This window comes from Mesobacterium pallidum (assembly GCF_019966535.1).
Lineage (GTDB): Bacteria > Pseudomonadota > Alphaproteobacteria > Rhodobacterales > Rhodobacteraceae > Mesobacterium > Mesobacterium pallidum.
The window spans coordinates 80,995-105,212 of the sequence record NZ_JAIMID010000003.1 but is presented as its reverse complement, the minus strand read 5'-3'; the positions used below and the strand labels follow the sequence as shown (position 1 = coordinate 105,212).

Genomic DNA, 24,218 nt, shown 5'->3' with positions numbered 1-24,218 from the left:
GATCGCGCAGGAAGGGCTGTTACCTGAGGTTTACATAAACCCTGCCGGCCGAAGATCAAGCGCGGCGCAGCTTGCGCGGGTCGAAGTTGCGGATCAGGTAGGCGAGGTCCGGGTCATCCGTCTTGCGCGCCGCCTTCTTGCGTCCCATCCAGCGCCGCTTGCGTTCGTGCTTTTCCGGCCAACTGTCGGCCAGGCTGTCCACCTTGACCGGGTAAAGCATCACCACGCAGGGCAGCAGCACCCCGTTCTCGACGATCTTGCCATAAGAATACACCCCCAGGCTCGGCCCCACCGCCTGGCCGCGCACGCCGGCCTCTTCCCAGGCCTCGATCTCGGCGGCCTGGCCGGGGGTCTTGTTCTCCATCGGCCAGCCCTTGGGCACGATCCAGCGCCGCCGGCTGCGCGAGGTGACCATGAGCACCTCGGTCTTGCCGTCCTTGATCCGGTAGCAGAGCGCACCGAACTGCACGCGGACGTCGGACTTCCCGGCGCCATAGGTGGAAATGGGGCGCTGTCGCGGCAAATGCATTGGCTCCCCCGTATGCTCGACTGCTTTTGACCAAAGCGTAGTCACGAGAGGCGGGTGAATCCAGCGTTAATCAGGGGCGCCATTGGATTTCAGCGCTGCGAGAATCCCGGCCAGTACCCGGTCGGTTTGCGCGGCGTGGCTGCCCGCCAGGGCGGCCGAGGCGCGGGCCGGCAGGGCAGCCAGCGCGGCCGGGTCCGACAGCGCCACGGCAAGGGCCGGGCCATGCGCCACGGCGATGGCGGCATCCGCGCGGGTCAGCGCGGCGAAGGCGGTGGCGTGGTTGGCCACATGCGGCCCGTGCAGGATCGCGCTGCCATGGGCGGCGGGCTCATAGGGCGTGTGCCCGCCGATGCCCGGGACCAGCGAGCCGCCGACGAAGCAGGCCGAGGCCGCGTCGTAGAACAGCGCCATCTCGCCCATGGTGTCGACCAGCAGGACCTCGCCTGCGGCAGGGGCCGTGCCGTGCGAGCGCAGGCGGTGGGGCAGGCCGGCGGCGTCCAGCAGGGCCGCGACCTCCGGCACCCGGCGCGGATGGCGCGGGGCGAGGATAAGGCGCAGGGCCGGGCGACTCTTCAGCGCCGCGAGGTGAGCGGCGATCACCTCGGCCTCCTCGCCCGGATGGGTCGAGGCGGCGAGCCAGGTGTCGGCCCGGTCCAGCCCCGCCAACATCGGGTCGGTCCCGCGCTCCGGGGCGGTGTACCCGGCCTTGAGCGGCGTCACCGGCCCCAGCGCCGCCGGGTCCAGCCCCAGCGCCACAAGGCGCGGGCCGGTGGCCGTGTCCTGCGGCCAGGCGCGCGCCACGGGGGTCAGTGCCGCGCGGGCGGCGACAGGCAGGCGCGACCAGGCCCGCGCCGTCGCCTCGCTCATCGCCGAAGCGAGGCCGAGGATCGGTGCGCTCTGCGCTGCAAGGCGGGCGTGGCGCTGCGGCCAGAATTCCTTTTCCAGCGTGATGTAGCCCTGCACGTCGTGGCGGCGCAAAAAGGCCGACAGGCAAGGGCCCAGGTCAAGCGGTGCACAGCGGGCGGCCAGCCCCCAGCCCGCGATCATGTCGCGCGCGGTGGTGGAGTTCGAGGTCACCAGCAGCGCTAGGTCCGGGCGGGCGGCGGCGATGGCCTCGATCAGCGGGCGGGTGGGCGCCAGCTCTCCGTTCGAGGCGCCGTGGATCCAGAGCACCGGGCCATCGGTCGCCGCGCCGAACCCCAGCCGTTCGCCGAACACCGCCCAGCTTTCCCGGCCGCGCAAGGCGCGCAGGGCCAGCGCCGGGATCATGACCAGCGCGATCAGCGACAGCAGCAGGCGGTAGGCCAGCATCGGGCGCTCAGCTCGCCTGCCCGCGGCGCCAGAGCACGGGGAACCAGTCTTCGCGCAGGCGCTGGCCGTCCACCATGTCATGCCCCGGGAAGGGCGGAGAGGTCGGCCCCGGCCGCGTCACGTAGCGCGCGTCATCCCCCAGCAGCCGCAGCGAGAAGGCCCGGCGCCGGCTGGCCGCCGCATTGCCGCGCGCGCCGTGCAGGGTGTTGTAGTCGAAGGCCACTGCATCGCCGGGCTCGAGCGTCCATTCCAGCACCTCCATGCCTTCCGTATCCGGGTCGGGCACGGGGCGATAGGCGCCTTCGTCCGGGTAGAAGGCATCCTCGTTCAGCCAGCGGGTCGGCAGCACCGGCGGGTCCCAGCGGTGCGAGCCCGCGACCAGACGTAGCGTCGCCTCGCGCACCGGGTCGACGGGCGACCAGAAGGACACGGTCTGGCGGCCTTGGACGAAGTAATAGGGGCCGTCCGCATGCCAGGGCGTCGGCTTGGACGTGCCCGGTTCCTTGACCAGCACGTGATCGTGGAAGAGCTGCGCCGAATCCGACCCCATCAGGTCCGCGGCGACCTCGGCGGCGGGGCTTTGGCGGATCACCTCTTCGAACTCGGGGATGCGCTGCCAGTTGCAGTAATCGTCGAAAAAGCGGCCGGCGTCCCCGGGCTTGAGGTTCTCGGCCGCGTAAGGCCCCGGCTCGGCCATGTTGCGGGCGATGCCGGCGGCGAGCGCATCGACATGGCCGGCAAAGAGCCCGCGCACCACGCAGGCGCCGTCGCGGGCGAAGGCGTCGATCGTCTCTTGGGTCAGGAGAGGATGCATCGGCCTCACTCCGGCGCGCGCGTGTTCTGCCAATGGGCCAGCTGCGGGCCATGGCCCGTGTCGATCCAGAAAGCGGAATAGAGGTTCTGCGAGACCTTGGGCGTGTCATTGATTTCCAGCGCGATGCGGATCCGGCCCGAGACCATGGCCCCGCCCGGCACGGCGACGATGCGCTGCGCTTCGGGCGTCATGTCCGACACCTTCAGCGCGCCGGTCAGGAACTTGCGCACCATCGTGGCCCGGCTGTCGGTCTGGCCCGAGCCATGGACCCAGCTGAAATCCGTCGCGAAGAGGCTGTAGAGCGCCTCGGTGTCGGCGGCTTTCATTGCGGCGATCATCTGCGCCTCGGCCTGTCTGGCGTCGTCTTCGGTCATGGTCTCGGCCCCTTGGTCGGTTCGGCGCCAATGGGCCAGAGCGGGGCGCGTTTGTCCAGTGATGGAAGTGGGGGGCTGTCTGCCCCCCACACCCCCCGAGAGTTTACTGGCAAGATGAAGCGGGATCCTGCCTCGTGGCGCGGTTACGCGGTCACGTCGGCGTGGAGCTTGTCGACAGCGTTGACCAGCAGGATCATGTCGAGCGAGCAGGCGACGAAGAGGAACCCCCAGTCGAGGTACTTGCGCGCATCGGCGGCGTTGGTGGCCAGGATGCCGGGCGCCTTGCCGGCGGCGCGGATCTTTTGCGCGGCTTGCCTGATGGCGGCCTGCACGTCTTCGTGACCCGGGTTGCCGATGTGACCGAGCGAGGCCGAGAGGTCCGAGGGGCCGATGAAGACGCCGTCCACCCCGTCGGTCGCGGCGATGGCCTCGATCTGCTCCATCGCCTCGCCGGTTTCGACCTGGACCAGCACGCAGATGTCGTCCGAGGCGCGGTGCAGGTATTGCTTGTCGCGCCCGTAGCGCCCGGCGCGGGTGGCGCCGGCGACGCCGCGGATGCCGCCCAGGGGGTAGCGGGACGCGGAGACGGCGCCGGCCGCCTCCTCGGGCGTCTGGACGAAGGGCAAGAGGATCGTCTGTGCGCCCGAATCCAGCACGCGCTTGATCAGGACGGGGTCGTTCCAGGGCGGACGGACGGCGGAATGGGCCGTGCCAGAGGCGGCGGCCTGCATCATCGGCACGAGACCCGACAGCTCGACCGGCGTGTGTTCGGCATCGAAGAGCACCCAGTCGAAGGCCGATTGCGCCAGAACCTCGGCCACGGTCGGCGAGGGGATCGAACACCAGATGCCAAGCTGCGGCGTGCCGGCAGCAAGCGCGGCCTTGAAGGGATTTTTCAGCGGGGGCAGGGACATGGGATTTCCTTACACGAATTGCAGGGCGACAGAGCCGAGCGGGCCGAAGTCCGCGTGCAGCGTGTCGCCTTTCTTGGCGTGAACGGGCCGGGTGAAGCTGCCCGAGAGCATCAGGTCGCCCGGCTTCAGCGTCACGTCGAAGGGCGCCAGCTTGTTGGCGAGCCATGCGATGGCCATGGCCGGGTGGCCCAGCACGCCGCAGGAGACGCCCGTCTCTTCGATCTGCGAGTTGCGGTAGAAGGCGGCGCCGATCCAGCGCAGGTCGACCTCGTCCACCTTGACTGGGCGGCCGCCCAGAACGATGCCCGCGCCCGCGCCGTTGTCGGCGATCGTGTCGAAGATCTTGCGCGGCTCGGTCAGACGGGCGTCGATGATCTCGATCGACGGAATGACGTATTCGGTGGCGCGCAGCACGTCGACCAGGCCCACGTTCGGCCCCTTGAGCGGGTCCTTCAGCACGAAGGTCAGCTCGGGCTCGACCCGCGGGACGCAGTAGTCTTCGAATTTCACGATGGCGCCGTCGGCCAGGACCTGGTCGGAAAAGATGTAGCCATAGTCGGGCTCGTCGATCTTCGAGGCGGCCTGCATCGCCTTGGAGGTCAGGCCGATCTTGTGGCCGACGATGCTGCGCCCCTCGGCCTGGAAGGTCTGGGCCACGGCCGAGGAGATGGCGTAGCTGTCGGCAATCTCGATCTCGGGGAACATGGCCGAGGGGCGCTCTCCCTGGATCTTGGTGCGGTGGCTCTCAAGCAGCGAGGCGACGCATTGCGCGCGCTGGTCTTCGGTCAGCATCAGGTGTCCTTTTCGGTCGTGTCGATCACCGCGAGGACCGCTTGCGTGGTCCGGTCGAGGTGGGATTTCGTGGCCGCGCAGGCGCGGGCGGTGTCGCGGGCCAGCACCGCCTCGAGGATGGCGCGGTGTTCGGCCTGCACGTCGCGCGGCGCGTCGGGGCGCTGGCGCGAGATGCGGCGGTAACGTTCGTGCTGGGCGTAGAGCATGTCGCGGAAGCGGCGCAGCCAGGTGCTGTCGCAGGCGGCCACCAGCGCCTCGTGGAAGGCGCGGTTGCGGTCCTCCCATTCGTCCTGGGTGGCCTCGGGGTCGGCCTGGCGGCGCTGGTGCGATTTTTCCAGCGCGTAGAAGGCGGCGACGATGCCCGCCTCCCATCCGTCGTCGCCGGCGGCGATGGCGCGGGCCAGCGCCTCGCATTCCATCTCGCAGCGCATCTGCGAGATGTCGCGCAGGTCCTGGGCGCTGATCGGTGCGACGGCAAAGCCGCGCTGGCCTTCGACGGTGACGAGGAATTCTGCGGACAGGCGCGACAGCGCCTCGCGCAGGGGGGAGGCGCCTATGGCGTAATCCTCGGAGAGGCGGGCGATGCGCAGCCGCGTGCCGGGGGCGAGGCGGCCCGAGACGATGTCGCGGCGCAGCGCGGCATGGGCCTGGTCGGTCAGGGTCGGGGCGGGCGATTCCAGCATCCTGCGGTCTCCTTGGAGGGAGGGATAGCGGGGACGGGGATGTGGATCAACGATGAATGTGTGAAATATCGATGATTTATGTTCAGGTCGATATTTCAATCCGAGTCGCAAGTGGAGAGCGCGGACTGGGGGCTGTCTGCCCGTCGCCATTGTCGCTCGGACCAATGGCGCGACAATGGCGACCCCCGAAGGTATTTTGCGGACCAATGAAATGGGTGCGCAAATGGGCGACGGGTCGCAATCCGAACCGGGACGCACTAGGTTGCAGATACATGCGGACCACATCGAACCGGAGCGCGCCATGATCCCCTATTCCTTGCTTGACCTCTCGCCCGTGCCCGAGGGCAAGACGACCGCCGAGGCGTTGCAGAGCACGCTCGAGCTGGCGCCCCATGCCGAGGCACTGGGCTACAACCGCTACTGGCTGGCCGAGCATCACGGCATGGTCGGAATCGCCTCGGCCGCGACGGCGGTGCTGATCGGGCAGGTGGCCGCGGTGACCAAGACGATTCGCGTCGGCGCTGGCGGCATCATGCTGCCCAACCACGCGCCGATGGTGGTGGCCGAGCAGTTCGGCACGCTGGCCGAGCTGTTCCCCGGGCGCATCGACCTGGGTCTCGGCCGCGCGCCGGGATCGGACCGCAACGTGATGCGCGCCCTGCGGCGGGGGATGGAGGCGGACCGCTTCCCCGAGGACGTGGTCGAGCTGATGGGGTTCCTGGGCGAGGCGCAGCCGGGCCATCCCGTCCGCGCCATCCCGGGCGAGGGGACGAATGTGCCGGTCTGGATCCTCGGCTCCTCGCTCTACGGCGCGCAGCTGGCGGCGCATCTGGGCCTGCCCTATGCCTTCGCCAGCCATTTCGCCCCCGACGCGCTGGGCGAGGCGCTGACCATCTACCGCGACCGCTTCCGGCCCGGGATCACCGACAAGCCGCATGCGATGATGGCGGTCAACGTGATCGCGGCCGAGACCGATGCCGAGGCGGCCCGGCTCTTCACCTCGGTCCAGCAGGCCTTCCTGAACATGATCCACGACCGGCGTGGCAAGCTGCCGGCGCCCATCGACGACATCACTGCCGTGGCCGGGCCGGCCGCGCTGGCCCAGATTGGACACATGCTGCGCATCACCGCCACCGGCGGGCCGGGGACGGTCAAGGCGCAGCTGGGTGCCTTGATCGACGAGTTCCGCCCGGACGAGGTCATGCTGGCCGGCCAGATCCACGACCTTGGCGCCCGCAAGCGGTCGTTCGAGATCGCGGCCGAGGCCATGCGCGCCCTGGCGCCCGAAGCGGCGGCCTGACGCGCTTTGCCCCTCGCATTTCGCGCCCGTTAGCGGTATCGACGGGCCGAACCGCATCTGCACCCGGAGGGAGACCCATGGCAAGCGCACTCGACCAGCTGAGAGACATGACCGTCGTCGTCGCCGACACCGGCGACGTGGAGGCAATCCGGGCGCTGAAACCCATCGATTGCACCACCAACCCCTCGATCGTGCTGAAAGCGCTGCAATCGCCGGCCTTCGAGGCGCTGGTCGCGGACGAGATCGCCAAGGGCAAGACCGCCGGCTCCACGCCGATGGAGATTGCCGATGCGCTGACGCTGGGCGTGGGCGCGGAACTGGCCGGGCTGGTGCCCGGACGCGTCTCGACCGAGGTGGACGCGCGGCTGTCGTTCGACACCGAGGCAAGCCTTGCCAAGGCCCGCGCGATCATCGCCGGATACGAGGCGCGCGGCATCACCCGCGACCGCATCCTGATCAAGCTCGCCTCGACCTGGGAAGGCATCCGCGCCGCCGAGGTGCTGCAGGGTGAAGGCATCGACTGCAACCTGACGCTGCTCTTCTGCCGCGCCCAGGCCATCGCCTGCGCCGAGGCGGGCGTCTTCCTGATCTCGCCCTTCGTCGGCCGGATCACCGACTGGTACAAGAAGGCACAAGGCGTCGACAGCTTCGCGCCGGACGAGGATCCGGGCGTGCTCTCGGTGCGCGGGATCTACGATTACTACAAGTCGAACGGCATCGAGACGGTCGTCATGGGCGCGTCGTTCCGCAACACCGACCAGATCAAGGCGCTGGCGGGCTGCGACCGGCTGACCATCTCGCCCGACCTGCTGACCCAGCTGGCCGCGGACGAGGTCGCCCTGCCGCAGGTCCTCTCTGCAGACAGCGCCACCGGGCTCGAAAAGGTCAGCCTAACCGAGGCGGACTTCCGCTGGGAGCTGAACCAGGACGCCATGGCGACGGAAAAACTGGCCGAAGGCATCCGCAACTTCGACGCGGACCACCAGAAGCTGCTCAAGTTGATCGCCGACAAGCTCGCCGCCTGACCGAAACGCACGCCAGGCAGGGCCACCCCCTGCCTTCATCGTTTTGAAAATACCTCGGGGGGCGGTGCCAAGGGCACCGGGGGGGCAGCGCCCCCCAAACGGGCGGCCCTGGCCGCCCCACCAAGAATGAAAACGGCGCCCGCGGGCGCCGCTTCCATCTCACATCTCGTAATCGGGCAGGCTGTCCAGCGCCTGCTTCAGCGCCTCGCCCCAGCCGTCCGAGATGGTGCGGAAATACGCGTTGTCCGCCTCGATCCGCCGGCTGTAGCCCAGCTTGAAACTGTCCGCCTCGTAGACCTGCAGATCGAAGGGCGCGCCGACCGACAGGTTCGCCTTGACCGTCGAATCAAAGCTGACGAGCAGCAGCTTGATCGCCTCTTCAAAGGACATGGCCGGGTCATAGGCGCGCACGAGGATCGGGCGGCCGTACTTGGTCTCGCCGATCTGGAAGAAGGGCGTGTCGCGGCTGGCCTCGATGAAATTGCCCTCGGGGTAGATCAGGAACAGCCGCGGCGCGCTTCCAGCGACCTGGCCGCCCAGCAGGATCGTCGCGTTGAAGGCGCTCGACGCCTCCTGGCCCGAGGCGTCGTGCCGCGCGATCACCTCGCGCAGCGTGTCAGCGACCATGCGCGCGGCCTGGAACATCGACGGCACGCCCAGGATCGACGGCGTGCGGTCCTCGGGCGCCTTGGTGCGTTCGTTCAGCAGGCTGACCACGGCCTGGGTGGTGGCCAGGTTGCCCGCGGTCATCATCGCGATGGTGCAGTCGCCCGGCGCTTCCCAGGTCTGCATCTTGCGAAAGGTCGAGATGTTGTCGAGACCGGCATTGGTCCGCGTGTCCGACATGAACACGAGGCCCGCATCCAGCATCATCCCCACACAATAGGTCACGGGCCCGACTCCCTTGGCAACAGCTCCAGCAGGTGTCTTTCTCCTGTTCGCCAGCCATTGCAAGAATTTTCGGATGAAAATTCTTGCAATCCCGCGCGACATATCGCCGGCACGGCGCAGGTGAAGATTTTTCGGGCGAAAAATCTTCCTCGGCGGTGCGGTTACTGTTGCGCGACTTCAAGCGCGACAGTCAACTCCTCGGCCTCGCCGCCGTAGCGGGTGCCGGTGACAGGCGCGGCCTCGTTGTAGTCGAGGCCGGTGGCGATGCGCACGTAGCGCACGTCGGGGCTTTGCTTGTTCGACACGTCGAACCCGACCCAGCCCAGCCCGGTCACATGCGCCTCGGCCCAGGCATGGGTGGCCTCCTGATGCGGGCTGTCCTCCATCAGCAGGTAGCCCGACACGTAGCGGGCCGGAAAGCCCATCTCGCGCGCGCAGGCGCAGAAGATATGGGCGTGGTCCTGGCAGACACCATGCCCCGCCGCGACGGATTCCTCGGCCGTGGCGCCGCTGTCGGTCTGGCCCTTCTCGTATGTGACCTCTTCGTGGATCAGCGCCATCAGCGCGTGCAGGCGTTCCAGCTGGCTCTCGCCTTCGACCTTGCGGACGAGGGCCTTGCAGCCGCTGCCCGCCTTGGTGCGGGGCGTCGCGCGTTCGAACAGCCACAGCGGTGCGGGGCCCACATGGGCGCCGACCACGCCATGGGTCTCGGTCAGTTCGACCTCGCCCGTGCTGCGGATCGACACCTCGGTCGCGTCGCGGTCGATGCTGATCAGGTCCACCGTGTTGCGGTGGTAATCGTCGAAGGTGAGCTCTCGCTTGCCGCCCTCGAGCGCAAGCGACCAGGACAGCACCCGCTGCGAGGCCATCGGTTTCGGGGTCACCCGGATCTGCTGCATCCCGTAATGCACGGGCTGTTCGAACCGGTAGTGGGTCAGGTGATTGATCTTCAGTCGCATGATCTCACTCGTAGAACCGGTAATCGCGTTCGATGGCCATCCCCAGTTCCCCGAAGGAACCAAGGATGCTTTGGATGTATTCGTGCAGCCCGAAATCGAAGATCGCCTCGATGTCGTGCGACATGAACTGGCGCACCAGCTTGTCGATGCAGGCCTGGGATTCGCCCTTCTCGCCGTAGTCCGACGCCAGGTAGGACAGGTTGCCCTTGATCTTGGAGGCGCAGAAATAAAGGCTGCGCGGCATCCGCCGGTCAAGGATCAGGTACTGCGCGATGTCGCGCGGCACGATCTGGTCGCCATAGGCCTTCTTGTACCCGCCGCGGCCCGAGACCGAGCGCAGGATGGTTTCCCATTGCACGTTGTCGATGTTCGACCCGACCGCGTTCACCGACGGCAGCAGCACGTAGTACTTGACGTCGAGGATCCGCGCCGTGCTGTCGCCCCGTTCGAGGAAGGTGCCGATGCGCGCGAAATCGAAGATGTCGTTGCGCAGCATGGTGCCATGGGTCGCCCCGCGCACCAGCCCGGTGCTTTGCCGGATGCGGCCCAGCACCGCCGGCAGCTCGCGCTCGCCCACCTTGCGGGCCAGCGCCTCTTTCGTGTCCATGTAGGCCGCGTTCAGCGCCTCCCAGACCTCGGAGGTCAGGGCCGTGCGCACCAGCCGCCCGTTCTGCCGCGCCGCGTTGACGCTGGCGCGCACCGACGAGGGGTTGTCGAGCGCGCGCAGCAGCCAGTCGATCGCCCCGTCGCGGGTCACCGCGTCGTGGGTTTCGCGATAGCTCTCCAGCGCGCCGGCGGTCTGCAGCACCGACGTCCATTCGTCGTCGCCGCTGCCCGAACGGGTCAGCGAAATCCGCTGTCCGGTCTCGATCAGTCGCGACGTGTTCTCGGCCCGCTCCAGGTAGCGATACATCCAGTAGAGGCCGTTTGCCGTTTTGCCGAGCATCAGTCCTCCAGTACCCAGGTGTCCTTGGTCCCGCCGCCCTGCGACGAGTTCACGACCAGCGAGCCCTTCTTGAGTGCCACGCGGGTCAGTCCGCCGGGCGTGATCTCGATCCCGTCCGGGCTCATCAGCACGAAAGGCCGCAGGTCGACGTGGCGCGGCGCCAGCCCCGCCTTGGTAAAGATCGGCACCGTCGACAGCGACAGCGTGGGCTGGGCGATGTAATTGCCCGGCCGCGCCATCAGCTTCTTGCGGAACTCGGCGATCTCCTTCTTGGTCGCGGTCGGCCCGATCAGCATGCCGTAGCCGCCCGATCCGTGCACCTCCTTGACCACGAGGTCCTTGAGGTTGTCGAGCACGTAGGCCAGCGAGTCGGGCTCGTTGCAGCGCCAGGTCGGCACGTTCTCGAGCAGCGCCTTCTCGCCGGTGTAGAACTCGACGATCTCGGGCATGTAGCTGTAGATCGCCTTGTCGTCGGAAATCCCCGTGCCCGGCGCATTGGCGATGGTCACGTTGCCCGCGCGGTAGACGCCCATCAGACCCGGCACGCCAAGCGCGCTGTCGGGGTTGAAGTTCAGCGGATCGAGGAAGTCGTCGTCGATGCGGCGGTAGATCACGTCGATCGGCTTGTAGCCGCGCGTCGTGCGCATCATCACCCGGCCGTCCATGACGCGCAGGTCGTTGCCCTCGACCAGCTCGACGCCCATCTGGTCGGCCAGGAAGCTGTGTTCGAAATAGGCCGAGTTGAAGATGCCCGGCGTCATCACCGCGACCGTCGGCTTGGGCCCGGCCCCGGCGGGGGCGCAGGCCGCAAGGCTGCGGCGCAGGTTGCGCGGGTAGGTCGACACCGGCCGCACCCGGTTCGACGAAAAGAGCTCAGGGAACATGCGCAGCATGGTCTCGCGGTTCTCGAGCATGTAGCTGACGCCCGAGGGCGTGCGCGCATTGTCCTCGAGCACGTAGAACTGGCCCGCATCCGTCCGCACCAGGTCGATGCCGGTGATATGCGTGTAGATCCCGCCCGGCGGGTCGAACCCCATCATCTGCGGCAGGAACGCCTCGTTGCGCGCGATCATCTCGCGCGGGACGCGGCCGGCCTTCAGGATCTCCTGCCGGTGGTAGATGTCGTGCAGGAAGGCGTTGATGGCGATCACCCGCTGCTCGATCCCGCGCGACAGCTTCTGCCACTCGGCGCCCGAGATGATGCGGGGGATGATGTCGAAGGGGATCAGCCGTTCCTCGGCCTCGGCGCGGCCGTAGACGTTGAAGGTGATGCCCGTCAGGCGGAACACCTCTTCGGCCTCGCGCTGCTTCGCGCGCAATCGGGCCGGGTCCTCATCGTCGAACCATTGGTGAAAGTTGGCATAGGGAGACCGCAGGCTGTCGTCGCGGCCCCACATCTCATCAAATACGCGATCATTTTCCATGAATTGACCCTATACCTTGGCGTCGTCTCGGCAACAGGGAACATACGCAAGCCGCCGTTTTTTCCCGTTGCCGATGTGAAACTTTGAGCATCCTTCTAGGCTAGCACGCCCGGCCACGCAGTCCAGTCCGGTCGCAGCGCTCAGGCGCCGGCAAAGTCCTGACGGGCGGACTCCATGAACTCGACCAGGCGCGCCCGGTCCAGCGGCTTGGCGATGAACGGAACGCCCAGCAGGTCGCATTCGGCCATCAGCGCCTGGGTGCGATCGGCCGAGATGATGCGGGCGTTGATGTCGCCGTAACGCGCGCGCAGGTGGCCCAGCAATTCGGTGCCCGGCATGTTGCCCGCGCCCAGCTGGTTGTCGATCAGGAAGCCGTCGGGCAGGATGCCCAGCTCTTCCATCAGGGACAGCGCTTCTTCGCCGGATTCAGTGTGGATGACGTGGCTGCCCCAGCCCTCGATGGTCAGGGTGATGCCGCGCGCCACGTCCGGGTCGTTCTCGACCAGGAAGACGACGAGGCCCTCGGCCAGCGGCATCTTGCGGCCCTCGGGGCGGCGCGCATCCGTGGCCACGCCCTGGCCGATGCAGGTGGCCGAGACGGAAAAACAGCTGCCACGCCCGGGCTCGGACCAAAGGCCAAGGCGGTGGCCCAGGGTCTGGCAGGCGCGTTCCACGATGGCGAGGCCCAGCCCCAGCCCGTTGGCGCCCGAGCGGCCCGGCTGCAGCTGGCGGAATTCCTGGAAGATCACCTGCTGGTCTTCGGGCGCGATGCCGGGGCCCTCGTCCCAGACCTCGACCCGCGCGGCGCCCCCGGTGCGGCGCACGCCCAGCACGATCTTGCGGCCGTTGGTGTGGCGGATCGCGTTGGTGACAAGGTTCTGGATCACCCGGCGCAGGTAGATCGGATCGCTCTCGATCAGCAGGGACGAGGGCACGATGCGCAGCTCGAGCCCCTTGCCGCGCGCCAGCGGCATCATTTCCGTCCGCAGAGAGCTGACCAGCGCACCCAGGTGGACGGGCTGGATGTTCAGGCTCGCCTGCCCGCTGTCGAGCTTGGAGATGTCGAGCAGCGCCTCGATGATCCCCTCGACGCTGGCCAGCGCCGAGATTGCCTTGGTCGCGGTCTCGCCCGCCTCGCCCTCGCAGCGTTCCTCGAGCGAGGCCATGAACAGCTTGGCGGCCGAGAGCGGCTGCAAGAGGTCATGGCTGGCGGCGGCGACAAAGCGGTTCTTGGAGGCATTGGCGCGCTGCGCCTCGGCCAGCGCCTCGCCCAGCTCCAGCGTGCGCTCCTCCACCCGCCGCTCGAGCGTCTCGTTGAGGTCGCGCAGCGCGCGGGCCGCCTCGCGTTCGACGGTCACGTCGGTGAAGGAGATGACGAAGCCGCGGTCCGGCATCTCCTGGGCGAAGACGGCGAAGATCTGGTCCTCGAGGCGCTGGATCTCGAAGTTCAGCGGCCGGCGGCCATTGGCCAGCCGCGCCCAGGCCTCGATGTCGTCGCGGCCCACCTGGCCGGTGAATCGCAGCGTGTCGTCTAGCCGGTCGAGCAGGTCCGAGAACGGCAGGCCCAGCACGCTGCCCTCGGCGGGCAGTTGCAGCAGCGCCTCCATCTGCATGTTCCAGCCGACGAGGCGCTGGTCCTTGTCGAAGATGCAGACGCCCTGGTTCAGGTGGTCGAGCGTCGCCCGCACCATCCGTGCCTGCCGGTCGACCAGCCGGTCGCGTTCGCGCCGCTCGAGCCGCAGGATCTTGGTGACATCCGTCTGCAGGATCGCCGTGCCGCCCGAGGCCGAGCGATGCTCGCTCACCTGCAACCAGCGGTCCCAGATCAGCGCGACGTTGAAGACGACGTGCCGGTCCTTGTGCCGCGCCATGCGGCGGTCGGCCCAGCTGCCCGGCGTGTCCCCGCCCGGCAGCGACAGGAAACGCGACCCGCTGACCGCTTGCACGTAATCCTCGAAACTCAGCCCCGGCCGCAGGATCGGCTTGATGTCCGCCAGCTCCTTGCAGAAGCGGGTGTTGTGCATGACCAGCCGGTCGTCCACGTCGAAGAGGGCGAACCCTTCGTCCACCGCCTCGATCGCCTCGGCCAGGTTCTTGCGCGCGGCCTCCGCCTCGGCATTGGCCTGGGCAAGCCGGGCGTTCGAGGAATGCAGCAGGTCCAGCGTGCGTTCGAGATCGTTGGTCCGCTGGCGCACCTGCGCCTCGAGCAGGGCGGCCCGTTCGAACTGCGCATAGGCCAGGCCGGAATTGTTCGGGCTCTGCTCGACCCGCCGCATCAGGCTTTCGGCGATGCGCACCAGCTTTTCGTTCTGCCGCTCGAGGCTGTCGGTGGGGTCGATCAGGCTCATCGCAGCGCGCGCTCGGGCAGGTAGAAGGCGACGCCGGTCATGGTGTGGTTCACATGCATCGGGCCGATCTGTTCGCCATAGGTGGAAAAGCCGACCACCCTGTTGCGTTGCAGCACGTCCGACACCGCCTGCTTGATCTGGCTCTGCTCGGCCTCGATCTTGCGCAGAAGGCAGTCGCAGCCAAGGATGTCGGCCGGGCGCTCGGTCTCGGACAGGCGCGCCAGCTCGGCCTCGAGATGCACGGACAGGTCCTGCGCATTGGCGACCGTCAGCACCATGCCCTCGTCGATGGCGGAAAAGAAATGCAGCTCTCCGTCGTCGCCGACGCGCTGGATCGACCGCACGTGATGCGTGTCACCAAGGCGCACCACGACCGGGTGGGCGGCAAAGGTGAACTCGTCGAGATCGCCCGCCGTCTTGCCGATGATGCGGGCATATTCCTGCGCGGCGGGCTCGGCGTTGATTTCCTTGACCACGCGGCGGTCGGGGTCGGCATCGGTCACCACCATGCGCGTGCCGGTCGGCACCAGGTGGTCGAGGCTGAAGACCCGCGTGCCGCAATCGGTCACGGCAAAGGTCAGCACGGCGGCATTGTCGTAAAGCAGCCCGTCATGCAGCACCCGCGTTTCCTGGAACCGCATCCCGTCCCCGGCCGAGCCGCCGAAGACCGGGAAGGTGCCAAGCGCCGGGGCGATGGTGCCGGCCAGCATGTCTTCGCGCAGCGACATGCCGTCGACCAGCAGGAAGGCAAAGCCGTTGGGCCGCTCGGGGTTCTCGCGTGTCAGCGTGATACGCTCCTGGACCAGCCGGTCGATCAGCGATTGCGAGTCGAGCGCGTCGAGGTTCTCGATCAGCACGGTGCGGGTGCGGAAATGGCGTCGGGGCAGGGCGATTGCCACAAGGTGATCGTCGAGATATCCGGCGGGCCCGATCTCTCCGGCCGTGGTGCAGCCGGTGATGTCGGAATTCGGGAAATGGGTGCGGCAGGCAGCGCCAAGCGCGCCCAGATCGCCCGAGGGCGACATGAACAGGAAGATCTGCTCGGGATCGTCTTCGCCGAAGGCGACGCGCATCTGGGCCACCGGATCGGGATGATCCGAAGGCACCTGAAGCGTGACGAGGGCGTGCGCCGCTCCTCCGGCGGCGCGCGACGTCAATCCGCCGCTCTTCATTTCCATGCCCGAAGCCTCCCCTGCTTCGAGAACCAGTCCCGGAGGTCAGGTTACGGCGATTGCTCGATCTCTGGCAAGATGGCGGCGAACCGCGCCTCTTGCGCGACCAGTACGGCCTGGGTCCGGCTTTGCACACCGAGTTTGCGCATGATGGCGGTGACATGCGCCTTGACCGTGGTCTCGGCGATCGTCAGCTCGAAGGCGATCTGCTTGTTCAGCTTGCCGTCGCAGATCAGTTCCAGGATGCGCCCCTGCTGCGCGGTCAACGTGGCCAGCCGCGCCACGGCATCGGCATGCTCGGCCTCGCCGCTGGCGTCGAGGAAATTGTCCGGCACGAAGGTCTCGCCGCGCGCGATGGTGTCCAGCGCCGCCTTGAAGACCGAGCGCGGCGAATGTTTCGGCACGTAGCCTGAGGCGCCGGCCTTGAGCGCGCCCGAGATGATCCGCGCATCGGCCATCGAGCTGACGACGATCACCGGCGTGTCCTGTGCGGCGCGTTTCAGCCGCATCAGACCGTCCAGCCCGGTGACATCGGGCAGGTTCAGGTCCAGCGCGATGACGCCGGGCGCGGGGCGACCTGACAGCACCTCCAGCGCGGCCTCGAGCGTGTCGGCGGTGACCACGTCGCAATCCGGCGCGACCGAGCGCAGCGTCAGCTCGAGCGCGTCGCAGAACAGCGGGTGATCGTCGATCACGAGGGCCCAGTCCTTGTTCATCAGCATGTCGGTCACCGGATTTGGTTCGGGAGTTCAGGCTATGCGGACCCGGCTCCCGGGTCACTAGGCAATTGGTCGGAGGCGGCGCGCGGCCCCGCGCCTCGCAGCGGCCGCAGCCCGGCCAGCAGGTCGGCATTTTCGTCGTATAGCCGCAGGATGCGGTCGATCAGGCGGCGCAGGGGCGGGCGGTGGCGGTCGTCATCATGCATGACCAGGTGCTGCGTTTCCGTGAGCGCTTCGATGATCGGTCCGGCGCGGGCCAGCGCCGGGTCGGTATCGCCGGTCATGCAGGGCATCACCCCGATCCCCGCGCCCGCGCGCACCAGTTGGTGCACGGTGCCGACCGAGGTCGCCATGGTGCCGATCCGGTGCCCTTGGTCATGCACCCAGAGCGCGGCGGGATGGCGCGCATGGGCGGGGTCCAGCGCGACCCAGTCCAGCAGCTCGGGGCGCGGCACACTCATGGCGCGATAGGGGGCAAAGCGCAGCATCCCAAGCGGGCGCGAGGCGAGGTTGCCGCCTTCGGGCGGGCGGTTGCGGATGCCCAGGTCGACCTCACGGTGAGCGATGTCCAGAACGGCCTCGGTGGTCACCAGCGTCAGCCGGTACGGATCGTCCGGCCCGCAGAGCATCGCGATCCGGTCGGCAAGGAACATGGCCGTGGCGGTGCCGGCCGTAAGGCGCAGCAGGGGCCTCTCGGACGTCTCGGACAGCAGGTCGAGCGCGGGGCGGGCGGCGGCCTGCATGGCGCGCACCCGGTCCAGCAGGGCGGCGCCGGTGGGGGTCAGGTCATAGCCGGTCTGGGACCGGACAAAGAGGCTGCGGCCGGTTTGTTGTTCCAGCGCCAGCATGCGGCGGCCCAGAGTCGGCGCGCTGACCCCGGTGCGCCGAGCCGCACCCGACAGGCCCCCGGCCTCGGCCACGTGGAAGAAGAGATTGAGGTCGTCCCAGCTGAGGTCTTTCATACTTGGAAAGTTCACTCCGTTCTTGGCCGCAGAAATGCGGACTTTCGCAGGATAGCTTTCCGGAAAGGAAATGAACAGGAGTGCGAACCATGATTCCGGTGCTTGGAAAAGGGACGACCGATCCGTTGACCGAAGAGGAGTTCTACGCGCTGGGCACGGGCGCGGGCCGCTGGCGGCGCGCGTGGCGCCGTTTGTCGGGCCTGGTGGCCCGCCGCCCGGCAGCCAAGCCATGCCGCGCCCCGGCCGAGTGACCGATCAGAAGGAAATCGTCGTGAGCACCCGCGCGGGCGGGGCGGTGAACTTGGCGCCGGGAGGGGCGCGGCGCATGCCGAACGGGGGCTTGAGGGCCGGGACGGCGGACTTGGCCTGCCGCTAGTGTCTTTCCTGCACGCGGCCAGCCTCGCAGGCGTCGTCCTGTTCCCAGAGCGCCCGGCTGATCGGGCTCGACACCGCCCAGGTGACCTGCGCCGGGGCGACGTCATCCGGGCCCCCCATGCGTTGCGCGATCAGGGCCTTGATCATCTCGGCCATCACCTCGGCGCTCTCGGTAAAGGGCATGGCGGCAAGCCGCGCCTCTTCGGGCGAGGCGGCGCCGTCGCGGTTGCAACGGCTGGCAACGAAGAGCCAGTCATGCACCACGTAGGCCGGCGCATAGCCCCAGGGCCCGAGCCCCTTGAGCGGCTGGAACAGCCGCGGGATCGAGCCGCCGTCGGTATAGATCATCTCGGGGCGCAGGGTGCCGACCGTGCCGTCTGCATGGTTGCGGGTGAAGGTCAGCGGGTTTTCGGGGTCGGGCACGAACAGAAAGCTGCCGCCGCCGCTGGTGTCGCTGCCGGGGCCAAGCCAGTGCACGAAGACGCTGCCGGTGAACCGGCCCGCGTCCTGCGCGTCGCGGTACATGCCGCCGTAGCTGGCGCGCATCAAGGTCAGGGCGAGGGTGATCCGCCGCATGGGACCTCCGGCAATCACGACCCCATGGTTGTGCGTATCGGGCGGCATTGCAACGAAAAGGGCGCCCCGTTGCCGAGGCGCCCCCTTGTCACGTGTCGCAGCAGATCAGTTGGCCGAGGCCAGTTGCTTGGGCAGCTTGAACGTCCAGACCATGCCACCCTGGTTCAGGTAGTTGACCTTCTTGGCCACTTCGCCGCCCCAGAGCGGAACCGCGCCGCCCCAGCCCGAGACGACCGAGACGTATTGCTCGCCGTCCATGTCCCAGGTGACGGGCTGGCCGACGATGCCCGAGCCGGTCTGGAAGGACCACAGCTCTTCGCCGGTCTCGTCGTCAAGCGCGAGGAACTTGCCCTCGGGCGTGCCGTAGAACACCAGGCCCCCGGCCGTGGTCATCACGCCGCCCCAGAGCGGTGCGTCGTTCTTGGCTTCCCACTTCCATTCGCCGGTCATGGGGTCGATCGCCTTGAGCGAGCCGATGTGGTCCTCGTAGTTCGGCTTGATCGTGAAGCCCGAGCCGAGGTAGGCCGCGCCCTTCTTGTAGGTGATCGGCTCGTTCCAGATGTCCATGCCCCATTCGTTCGAGGGCACGTAGAACAGGCCGGTCTTCTGGCTGAACGCCATCGGCATCCAGTTCTTGCCGCCCAGGAACGACGGGGAAGAGAAGACAACCTCGCCCTTCTTGCCATCGGCCGCGTCGGCCGGGTTGCCCGGACGGTTGGCCTCGTTGAAGATCGGGCGGCCGTTCTCGTCGATGCCCTCGGCCCAGGTGATGTCCTTGACGAAGGGATAGGCGGCCTCGAACCCGCCGTCGGCGGCGTTCAGCACGTAGAAGAACCCGTTCCGGTCGGCGGTGGCCAGCAGCTGTTCGCCGCCCGGTCCGTCGAAGGCGACGACTTCGTTCACGCCGTCATAGTCCCAGCCCTCGCGCGGGGTGGTCTGGAAGTGCCACTTGATGTCGCCGGTCGCGGGGTCGATGCCGATGCGGCTGGCGGCATAAAGGTTGTCGCCCGTGCCGTCGTTCTTGTCGCCGGCATTGCGCAGCCACGAGTTCCAGGGCGCCGGGTTGCCCGCGCCGAAGATCAGCGTGTCGGTGCGTTCGTCATACGAGCCGCCCAGCCAGGTGGCGCCGCCACCGGTCTTCCACATGTCGCCCGGCCAGGTCGCGTTCAGCGTGCCGGTCATGGTGGATTCCTGACCGTTGAGCGTGCCCATGTGGCCTTCGATCACCGGGCGGGTCCAGACCAGTTCGCCGGTCTCGACGTTGCGGGCCTGCACTTCGCCCACGATGCCGAATTCACCGCCCGAGTTGCCGGTCACGACCAGGTCATTCACGATCAACGGGGCGGCGGTGTAGGAATAGCCGGCCTTGTAATCGGCAATCTTGTCACGCCAGACCACGTCGCCGGTCTTGGCGTTCAGCGCCACGAGGCGGGCGTCGAGCGTGCCGAAGATGATCTTGTCGCCGTGGATCGCCGCGCCGCGGTTGATCACATCACAGCAGGGCAGGATGCCTTCAGGCAGGCGGGCGTCGTATTGCCAGATCTCTTCGCCCGTCATCACGTCGATCGCATACAGGCGCGAATACGAGCCGGTGATGTACATGATACCGTCGTGCACGATCGGCTGGGTTTCCTGGCCACGCTGCTTTTCGCCGCCAAGGCTGAAGGCCCAGGCCGGAACGAGGTTGCTGACGTTGTCCTTGTTGAGCGTGTCGAGCGGCGAGTAGCGCTGCAAGTGGCGGCCCATGCCGTTGGTCAGCACGTCGCCGGTGGACGCCTGGTCGCCGGCCAGCTCTGCTTCGGTGATTTCCGCCTGCGCGATCTGCGCGGACCCTGCCGCCAGAATGCCTGCCGCGACGGCCATGATGAACCGGTTCATCGGTCTCCTCCCTATGCGTTGTTCCCGGGGCCGGAACATGCCCCTCGCAGGGACCGGCCTCGGCAGCAGTATTCGCCGCGGCCGGGCCCGGGGGGTATTGTGCAATGGTCGTACGACCTTTGGGCGGTGGTGGGGCGGGGCCGGGTTTACTCCCGCTTTTCAGTCACTTCGCTGCCGTCGCGGGGCGAGATGTGGGCGAGGTAGGCGAGGATGAAGTCCTGCACGGTGCGGTCGGTGATCCCGACGTGGCGCATCCTGGTGCCGGGCATGAAGCCGTCGTTGTCCTCGATCCAGGCGCGCAGGGCGGCGGGGGTCCAGACGATTCCCGAGGCCGAGAGCGCGATCGAGTAATCGTAGTCCGGATAGGTGCCTGCGCCGCGCCCCAGGACGTTCTCGAGCGGCGGGCCGTAAGAGGCGTCGCTGGCGTCCACCGCGTGGCAGCGACGGCATTCGGCGTCGAACAGCGTCTCGCCGGCGGTGATCTTGATCTTTTCGAAGGCGCCTTCGGAATAGCTTTCCTGCGACAGGGCAGGCAGGGCGGCGAGGCAAAACGCGGCGGTGGCGATTGGGCGAAGCATGGCGGGTCCTCCTTTGGATTGCGCAGCAGAACGCTACGCCCGCCGCAGGCGGGGCCGGTTGATGCAGGTCAACCCGGCGGCGCTGCGGCGCTGGTCCTTTGGTCGTACGACCCTGCCGTGCGACAGACATGAAAAACCCCGCCCCGGGCAAGCCGAGGCGGGGCTGGTCGCACCCGGGGAGGGGAGGGGCGACCGCTCGGGGGCAAGCCCCCGGGGGAACCGGGGCCGCCTAGAACAGCGGCGCGTATTTCCAGTCGTCGGCGTCGGGCGTCACCTCGTCAAGGTCGTAGCCCGCCCGTTGCAGGCGCCGCGCGATGGGCAGGCCCTGGTCGGCGGCGGCGTCGACAAGACGGCGGCCTGCGTCCTCGTCGCGCGCCACGCCATGGCCGCGCATCAGGTCGAGCCCGTAGTTGAACTGGCCCACCGGGTCGCCGGTTTCCGCCGCGCGCCGGTCCCAGGCGGCGGCCGCGTCGGGGTCGTACTCTCCGCCGAGGCCGTTGTTGTCGAGCTGGCTCATCCAGGTCATTGCGCCGGGATAGCCGGCGGCGGCGCAGGCTTCGAACAGCTTGCGCGCGGCGTCGTGGCGCCCGGCCTTGGTGATGTAGTAGCCCGTCGCGCAGGTGGTCATGTCGGTGACGCCCTGGTCGATGTTCGACATGACGCGGCCAAAGCCGCTGTCCTGTGGGTTGAGCGTGCCGCCCTCGTCCTCGACCGTTCGGGTATCGACCGCGAAGGCGGGGCCGGCGGCGATGAGAGCGGCGATCAGGGTCAGGCGCATGGGGTGTCTCCTCGGGTGTCCTCAATGTTCGAATATAGCACGCGGCGGTTGAAAGATCACCAGTTGCGTGGTCGCGATCCGGGTCAGGACGGCTGACCCACTCCGCTACTTGATCGTGATTTCAATGCGTTGCGTTTCCCCGGTGCTTCCGGGAACCTTCATATAGTACTGGCCCGGCTTGATCGCGACAAAGCCGATCTCCATCTCGCCGGCCTCGTCGAACTCGACCGAGTCGAGGCCGAGGGGGCGGATTTCCAGCCCCTCGACGACGATCTCGTCGATCCAGATGGCGCGGAAGAACTCGGGGCCGACCAACGCCAGTTCCTGGCTGCCGTCGCCCTGAATCTCGACCTCGTAATAGGTGCCCGATTGCAGCACCCAGGGCGCGTCCGACAGGGGCATCCCGGCCGACAGGATGATCGGCGGCAGGTCTTGCTTGTTGCCCGAAGACAGCACGCCGGCGAGGCCGAAGCGGGGGCTGTCGTCGTCATGGTCGTCGGCCAGCAGCGGAGTGGCGGCGAGCGCCAGGGCGGTGATCAGGGCAATCGGTTTCATGACGTCCTCTCAGTTGGTCGGGCGGAAGGCGGCGCCCCAGGGGAAGCGGCCGACCTCGATGGTCTTGATCCCGCGCCGCTTGGCGACATCGACGACCGTGACGTCGCCCGAGATCCCGTTGGTGGTGAACAGCAGCGACTTGTCGGCGTTGAAGGCCATGTGCCAGACACGTCGGCCGACGAGGATGTAATCCTCGACCTCGTAGGTCTTCATGTTGACGACGGCCAGGTGGTTCGACGGCCCCAGCGCGACAAAGGCGTGGTTCTCTCCGGCCGCGAACTCGAAGCCCACGGGCTGGATGCGGTCGGGATGCATGCCGTCGATCTCAAAGGCGATCTTGGCCTTTTCCGTCTGCGTCGCCACGTCAAACACCGTGACCGTGCCGCCGATTTCCGAACTGACCCACAACTCGGTCCCGTCCTCGGTGAACTCGGCGTGGCGCGGGCGCGAATCGACCAGCGTGTTGGCGAACAGCTTCTGCGTCGCGGTGTCGATCCAATGCGCCATGTTGGTGGTTTCAGACGTGGTGATCGCGATGGTGCCATCGGGCGACACGGCCATCCCCTCGGGTTCGATCCCGACGTCGATCTGGGCGATGACGCGGCGCGTTTCGGTATCGACCACGGTGGTGATCGCGTCGTCTTCGTTGGCGATGTAGAGATGCCGGTTGTCCGGGTGCAGCACGAATTGCTCGGGGTCCTCGCCCGAGGGCAGGTCATGCAGGATCTCGCCCGAGGCCGGGTCCATCACCTGCACCGCGTCGCTGTCCGAGGCGCAGATGTAGACCACCTTGTAATCGTGGCTGAAGGTGATGCCGCGCGGGCGCTCGCCGACCTGGATCGTGCGCACCACCTCGAGCGTCTCTATGTCGATCACGCTGATCGTGTCGTCGCGTTCGTTGGTGACCCAGATCTCGTCGGCGGCCAGCGGGCCGGCCAGCGCGGCCGCAAGGGCCAGGGCTGAGAGGTGCTTCATCGGTTACTCCTCGAAGGCGGTGCAGGCGCTTTCGGGGCGGTCGAGCCCCAGCGTGTCAAGTTCGGTGACCGGGTGCAGGAACCCTTCGAACGGGGCGCTGGCGGCCAGCGCGCGGTCATGGACCAGCGGAATGGTCTGGCGCAGCTGGCCGTTCCAGGGGCGGAAGGACAGCGGGCGGCCCTTGAAGCCGGCCAGTTCGAACTCCGGGCCCGTCATGTAGGCATAGACGCTGTCCGAATCGCCCGTGCCGGTGCGCGTCACCGCTTCGCCCACCGCGCGGACGGCGGCCCAGGCGGCGTAATCGCCCGGCTCCATCGGGCGGCCGGCGTGATCCTGGAACCGCGATTGCAGCTGCGCGGCGCCCCATTGCTCGACCACCGGCGCCCATGCCTCGGCCCGCAGCCCTTCGGAGCCGACGACGGGGCGCGGTTCTTGCGTGTTGTAGGGGATGAAGCGGCCGAAATCGTGCAGTTCGTCAGCGACGATCACCACGTCATGTCCGGGGAAATCGGCGGTGAATAGCGGCACCTCCTCGGCGGCGTTGCGGCGCATGTCGGCGCCGCTCTCGCCCCAGGTCTTGGTCTCGCGCAGCCGCGCGCCGAACTTGGCGAGCGAGCGTTCCATGGCCGCGGCGAAAGCCTTGTCGGCGGGGTGCGGCCCGACGATCATCACCGCGTCGGTCCATTTGCGCACCACGAGGTACTGCGCGATGGCATCGGTCCGCATCGCGTCCGAGGGCGCGGTGTGCAGCAGGTTCGCCCGGCAGTCGCCCGACCGCAGGGCGGCATCGGGCGCCGAGGCGTTGAAGAGGATGGCACCCTGCGCCTCGGGCAGATCGGCGATGGCCAGCAGCGCCTCGGCCGGGCCGTCGATGACCAGGTAGGGTGTCTGCGCCAGCGCGGCCCGGGCGGCGCCGGTGACATCGCCGTCCACGTCGACCTCGGACTGTTCGAGCCTGTAGGTCTGGCCAAGAAAGCGCCCCGTCGTCGTATTGTCCGCCACCGCCAGCGCGGCCCCGTCCAGGCCCAGCCCCTCGGGCACCACGTCGAGCGAGGTCAGCGTCGGCGGCGCCGGCACGTCGATCTTGAGGAAATGCAGGGTCACGGCGACCTCGGCCCGCAGCGGCTGGGCCGCGGACAATCCAAGGGCGATGGCGCCCAGCAGGCGTGATGCGCGTTTCATGAAATCCTCCCTCCGTCCAAGGTAGGAACGCGCGGAAGTCACGCATCCTAGACCTTGGTCGCAAGACGATGGTGCCTGAACCAAAGTCCAATACCGGCCGGTGCGAAGTCGCGGGTACACCATGGATCAGCGAACAGAAACGGTAGGACCGGGAGGAG

General features: G+C 67.9%; 25 protein-coding genes. 3 read left to right on the top strand and 22 right to left on the bottom strand.

The genetic code is table 11. From position 1 onward, the window contains the following. Positions 1-55: 55 nt before the first annotated feature. The 7 genes from MF270_RS05860 to MF270_RS05830 all read right to left on the bottom strand — a co-directional run bounded on the left by MF270_RS05860 (position 56) and on the right by MF270_RS05830 (position 5,417). Positions 56-529, bottom strand: a complete 474-nt coding sequence (locus MF270_RS05860) for an NUDIX hydrolase (protein ID WP_238364935.1) — start codon at positions 527-529, stop codon at positions 56-58. 66 nt (positions 530-595) lie between these two features. Further along, on the bottom strand, positions 596-1,840 hold the full coding sequence (locus MF270_RS05855; protein ID WP_238364934.1) for a 3-deoxy-D-manno-octulosonic acid transferase: 1,245 nt from the start codon (positions 1,838-1,840) through the stop codon (positions 596-598). A gap of 7 nt (positions 1,841-1,847) precedes the next feature. After that, positions 1,848-2,654 carry a phytanoyl-CoA dioxygenase family protein gene (locus MF270_RS05850; RefSeq protein WP_238364933.1) on the bottom strand — a complete coding sequence of 269 codons (807 nt, stop codon included), beginning with the start codon at positions 2,652-2,654 and terminating at the stop codon, positions 1,848-1,850. A 5-nt stretch (positions 2,655-2,659) separates the two neighbouring features. Then, on the bottom strand, positions 2,660-3,028 hold the full coding sequence (locus MF270_RS05845; RefSeq protein WP_238364932.1) for a nuclear transport factor 2 family protein: 369 nt from the start codon (positions 3,026-3,028) through the stop codon (positions 2,660-2,662). Between the two features lie 143 nt (positions 3,029-3,171). Further along, positions 3,172-3,942, bottom strand: a complete 771-nt coding sequence (locus tag MF270_RS05840) for an HpcH/HpaI aldolase family protein (RefSeq protein ID WP_238364931.1) — start codon at positions 3,940-3,942, stop codon at positions 3,172-3,174. Between the two features lie 9 nt (positions 3,943-3,951). Then, positions 3,952-4,734 carry an FAA hydrolase family protein gene (locus tag MF270_RS05835; protein ID WP_238364930.1) on the bottom strand — a complete coding sequence of 261 codons (783 nt, stop codon included), beginning with the start codon at positions 4,732-4,734 and terminating at the stop codon, positions 3,952-3,954. Beyond that, positions 4,734-5,417 (bottom strand): GntR family transcriptional regulator, encoded by a 684-nt coding sequence (locus MF270_RS05830; protein WP_238364929.1) that lies wholly within the window; start codon positions 5,415-5,417, stop codon positions 4,734-4,736. Before MF270_RS05830 ends, MF270_RS05835 begins: the two co-directional genes overlap by 1 nt. 301 nt (positions 5,418-5,718) lie before the next feature. Here MF270_RS05830 and MF270_RS05825 point away from each other — a divergent pair, with 301 nt between their 5' ends. Then, positions 5,719-6,717, top strand: a complete 999-nt coding sequence (locus MF270_RS05825) for an LLM class flavin-dependent oxidoreductase (protein ID WP_238364928.1) — start codon at positions 5,719-5,721, stop codon at positions 6,715-6,717. 77 nt (positions 6,718-6,794) lie between these two features. After that, entirely contained in the window at positions 6,795-7,742 is a 948-nt protein-coding gene (gene tal, locus MF270_RS05820) for a transaldolase (protein WP_238364927.1), read from the top strand. 159 nt (positions 7,743-7,901) lie between these two features. Here the strand turns inward: tal and MF270_RS05815 are convergent, their stop codons facing one another. The 8 genes from MF270_RS05815 to MF270_RS05780 all read right to left on the bottom strand — a co-directional run bounded on the left by MF270_RS05815 (position 7,902) and on the right by MF270_RS05780 (position 17,163). Further along, complete coding sequence (locus MF270_RS05815; RefSeq protein WP_418887862.1) at positions 7,902-8,633, bottom strand: proteasome-type protease; 732 nt, start codon at positions 8,631-8,633, stop codon at positions 7,902-7,904. A gap of 161 nt (positions 8,634-8,794) precedes the next feature. Next, complete coding sequence (locus MF270_RS05810) at positions 8,795-9,592, bottom strand: transglutaminase family protein (protein ID WP_238364926.1); 798 nt, start codon at positions 9,590-9,592, stop codon at positions 8,795-8,797. 4 nt (positions 9,593-9,596) lie between these two features. Continuing rightward, entirely contained in the window at positions 9,597-10,538 is a 942-nt protein-coding gene (locus MF270_RS05805; protein ID WP_238364925.1) for an alpha-E domain-containing protein, read from the bottom strand. Beyond that, positions 10,538-11,962 carry a circularly permuted type 2 ATP-grasp protein gene (locus MF270_RS05800; RefSeq protein WP_238364924.1) on the bottom strand — a complete coding sequence of 475 codons (1,425 nt, stop codon included), beginning with the start codon at positions 11,960-11,962 and terminating at the stop codon, positions 10,538-10,540. Before MF270_RS05800 ends, MF270_RS05805 begins: the two co-directional genes overlap by 1 nt. Positions 11,963-12,102: 140 nt before the next feature. Then, entirely contained in the window at positions 12,103-14,310 is a 2,208-nt protein-coding gene (locus tag MF270_RS05795; protein WP_238364923.1) for a hybrid sensor histidine kinase/response regulator, read from the bottom strand. Beyond that, entirely contained in the window at positions 14,307-15,488 is a 1,182-nt protein-coding gene (locus MF270_RS05790) for an FIST N-terminal domain-containing protein (RefSeq protein WP_238364922.1), read from the bottom strand. The genes MF270_RS05795 and MF270_RS05790 overlap by 4 nt, the downstream gene beginning before the upstream one ends. A gap of 44 nt (positions 15,489-15,532) precedes the next feature. Next, the gene (locus MF270_RS05785; protein WP_418887861.1) at positions 15,533-16,204 is read right to left on the bottom strand and encodes a response regulator transcription factor; all 672 of its coding nucleotides are present in this window, start codon (positions 16,202-16,204) and stop codon (positions 15,533-15,535) included. A gap of 32 nt (positions 16,205-16,236) precedes the next feature. Continuing rightward, on the bottom strand, positions 16,237-17,163 hold the full coding sequence (locus tag MF270_RS05780) for a LysR family transcriptional regulator (RefSeq protein ID WP_238364921.1): 927 nt from the start codon (positions 17,161-17,163) through the stop codon (positions 16,237-16,239). Between the two features lie 89 nt (positions 17,164-17,252). Here MF270_RS05780 and MF270_RS05775 point away from each other — a divergent pair, with 89 nt between their 5' ends. Continuing rightward, the gene (locus MF270_RS05775) at positions 17,253-17,414 is read left to right on the top strand and encodes a hypothetical protein (RefSeq protein ID WP_238364920.1); all 162 of its coding nucleotides are present in this window, start codon (positions 17,253-17,255) and stop codon (positions 17,412-17,414) included. Between the two features lie 121 nt (positions 17,415-17,535). On the opposite strand, the gene MF270_RS05770 is transcribed toward MF270_RS05775, so the two are convergent. The 7 genes from MF270_RS05770 to MF270_RS05740 form a co-directional block, all read right to left on the bottom strand. Beyond that, positions 17,536-18,114: a DUF1353 domain-containing protein gene (locus tag MF270_RS05770; RefSeq protein WP_238364919.1), complete on the bottom strand. Its 579-nt coding sequence runs from the start codon at positions 18,112-18,114 to the stop codon at positions 17,536-17,538. A gap of 105 nt (positions 18,115-18,219) precedes the next feature. After that, complete coding sequence (locus MF270_RS05765) at positions 18,220-19,992, bottom strand: PQQ-dependent methanol/ethanol family dehydrogenase (RefSeq protein WP_238364918.1); 1,773 nt, start codon at positions 19,990-19,992, stop codon at positions 18,220-18,222. Between the two features lie 146 nt (positions 19,993-20,138). Next, positions 20,139-20,570 carry a c-type cytochrome gene (locus MF270_RS05760; protein WP_238364917.1) on the bottom strand — a complete coding sequence of 144 codons (432 nt, stop codon included), beginning with the start codon at positions 20,568-20,570 and terminating at the stop codon, positions 20,139-20,141. Positions 20,571-20,799: 229 nt separating this feature from the next. Continuing rightward, a complete protein-coding gene (locus tag MF270_RS05755) occupies positions 20,800-21,348 on the bottom strand; it encodes an SEL1-like repeat protein (protein WP_238364916.1) in 549 nt (182 codons plus the stop codon). A 105-nt stretch (positions 21,349-21,453) separates the two neighbouring features. Further along, positions 21,454-21,903, bottom strand: a complete 450-nt coding sequence (locus tag MF270_RS05750; RefSeq protein ID WP_238364915.1) for a hypothetical protein — start codon at positions 21,901-21,903, stop codon at positions 21,454-21,456. A 9-nt stretch (positions 21,904-21,912) separates the two neighbouring features. Continuing rightward, positions 21,913-22,878 carry a YVTN family beta-propeller repeat protein gene (locus MF270_RS05745; protein ID WP_238364914.1) on the bottom strand — a complete coding sequence of 322 codons (966 nt, stop codon included), beginning with the start codon at positions 22,876-22,878 and terminating at the stop codon, positions 21,913-21,915. Between the two features lie 3 nt (positions 22,879-22,881). Beyond that, the gene (locus MF270_RS05740) at positions 22,882-24,060 is read right to left on the bottom strand and encodes an ABC transporter substrate-binding protein (RefSeq protein WP_238364913.1); all 1,179 of its coding nucleotides are present in this window, start codon (positions 24,058-24,060) and stop codon (positions 22,882-22,884) included. Between the last annotated feature and the right edge of the window lie 158 nt (positions 24,061-24,218).

Excerpts from the sequence above, each read along its gene's own strand:
- MF270_RS05860 (WP_238364935.1), bottom strand. The coding sequence starts at position 529 with ATGCATTTGCCGCGACAGCGCCCCATTTCCACCTATGGCGCCGGGAAG.
- MF270_RS05855 (WP_238364934.1), bottom strand. The coding sequence starts at position 1,840 with ATGCTGGCCTACCGCCTGCTGCTGTCGCTGATCGCGCTGGTCATGATC.
- MF270_RS05850 (WP_238364933.1), bottom strand. The coding sequence starts at position 2,654 with ATGCATCCTCTCCTGACCCAAGAGACGATCGACGCCTTCGCCCGCGAC.
- MF270_RS05845 (WP_238364932.1), bottom strand. The coding sequence starts at position 3,028 with ATGACCGAAGACGACGCCAGACAGGCCGAGGCGCAGATGATCGCCGCA.
- MF270_RS05840 (WP_238364931.1), bottom strand. The coding sequence starts at position 3,942 with ATGTCCCTGCCCCCGCTGAAAAATCCCTTCAAGGCCGCGCTTGCTGCC.
- MF270_RS05835 (WP_238364930.1), bottom strand. The coding sequence starts at position 4,734 with ATGCTGACCGAAGACCAGCGCGCGCAATGCGTCGCCTCGCTGCTTGAG.
- MF270_RS05830 (WP_238364929.1), bottom strand. The coding sequence starts at position 5,417 with ATGCTGGAATCGCCCGCCCCGACCCTGACCGACCAGGCCCATGCCGCG.
- MF270_RS05825 (WP_238364928.1), top strand. The coding sequence starts at position 5,719 with ATGATCCCCTATTCCTTGCTTGACCTCTCGCCCGTGCCCGAGGGCAAG.
- tal (WP_238364927.1), top strand. The coding sequence starts at position 6,795 with ATGGCAAGCGCACTCGACCAGCTGAGAGACATGACCGTCGTCGTCGCC.
- MF270_RS05810 (WP_238364926.1), bottom strand. The coding sequence starts at position 9,592 with ATGCGACTGAAGATCAATCACCTGACCCACTACCGGTTCGAACAGCCC.
- MF270_RS05805 (WP_238364925.1), bottom strand. The coding sequence starts at position 10,538 with ATGCTCGGCAAAACGGCAAACGGCCTCTACTGGATGTATCGCTACCTG.
- MF270_RS05800 (WP_238364924.1), bottom strand. The coding sequence starts at position 11,962 with ATGGAAAATGATCGCGTATTTGATGAGATGTGGGGCCGCGACGACAGC.
- MF270_RS05795 (WP_238364923.1), bottom strand. The coding sequence starts at position 14,310 with ATGAGCCTGATCGACCCCACCGACAGCCTCGAGCGGCAGAACGAAAAG.
- MF270_RS05790 (WP_238364922.1), bottom strand. The coding sequence starts at position 15,488 with ATGGAAATGAAGAGCGGCGGATTGACGTCGCGCGCCGCCGGAGGAGCG.
- MF270_RS05785 (WP_418887861.1), bottom strand. The coding sequence starts at position 16,204 with ATGCTGATGAACAAGGACTGGGCCCTCGTGATCGACGATCACCCGCTG.
- MF270_RS05780 (WP_238364921.1), bottom strand. The coding sequence starts at position 17,163 with ATGAAAGACCTCAGCTGGGACGACCTCAATCTCTTCTTCCACGTGGCC.
- MF270_RS05775 (WP_238364920.1), top strand. The coding sequence starts at position 17,253 with ATGATTCCGGTGCTTGGAAAAGGGACGACCGATCCGTTGACCGAAGAG.
- MF270_RS05770 (WP_238364919.1), bottom strand. The coding sequence starts at position 18,114 with ATGCGGCGGATCACCCTCGCCCTGACCTTGATGCGCGCCAGCTACGGC.
- MF270_RS05765 (WP_238364918.1), bottom strand. The coding sequence starts at position 19,992 with ATGAACCGGTTCATCATGGCCGTCGCGGCAGGCATTCTGGCGGCAGGG.
- MF270_RS05760 (WP_238364917.1), bottom strand. The coding sequence starts at position 20,570 with ATGCTTCGCCCAATCGCCACCGCCGCGTTTTGCCTCGCCGCCCTGCCT.
- MF270_RS05755 (WP_238364916.1), bottom strand. The coding sequence starts at position 21,348 with ATGCGCCTGACCCTGATCGCCGCTCTCATCGCCGCCGGCCCCGCCTTC.
- MF270_RS05750 (WP_238364915.1), bottom strand. The coding sequence starts at position 21,903 with ATGAAACCGATTGCCCTGATCACCGCCCTGGCGCTCGCCGCCACTCCG.
- MF270_RS05745 (WP_238364914.1), bottom strand. The coding sequence starts at position 22,878 with ATGAAGCACCTCTCAGCCCTGGCCCTTGCGGCCGCGCTGGCCGGCCCG.
- MF270_RS05740 (WP_238364913.1), bottom strand. The coding sequence starts at position 24,060 with ATGAAACGCGCATCACGCCTGCTGGGCGCCATCGCCCTTGGATTGTCC.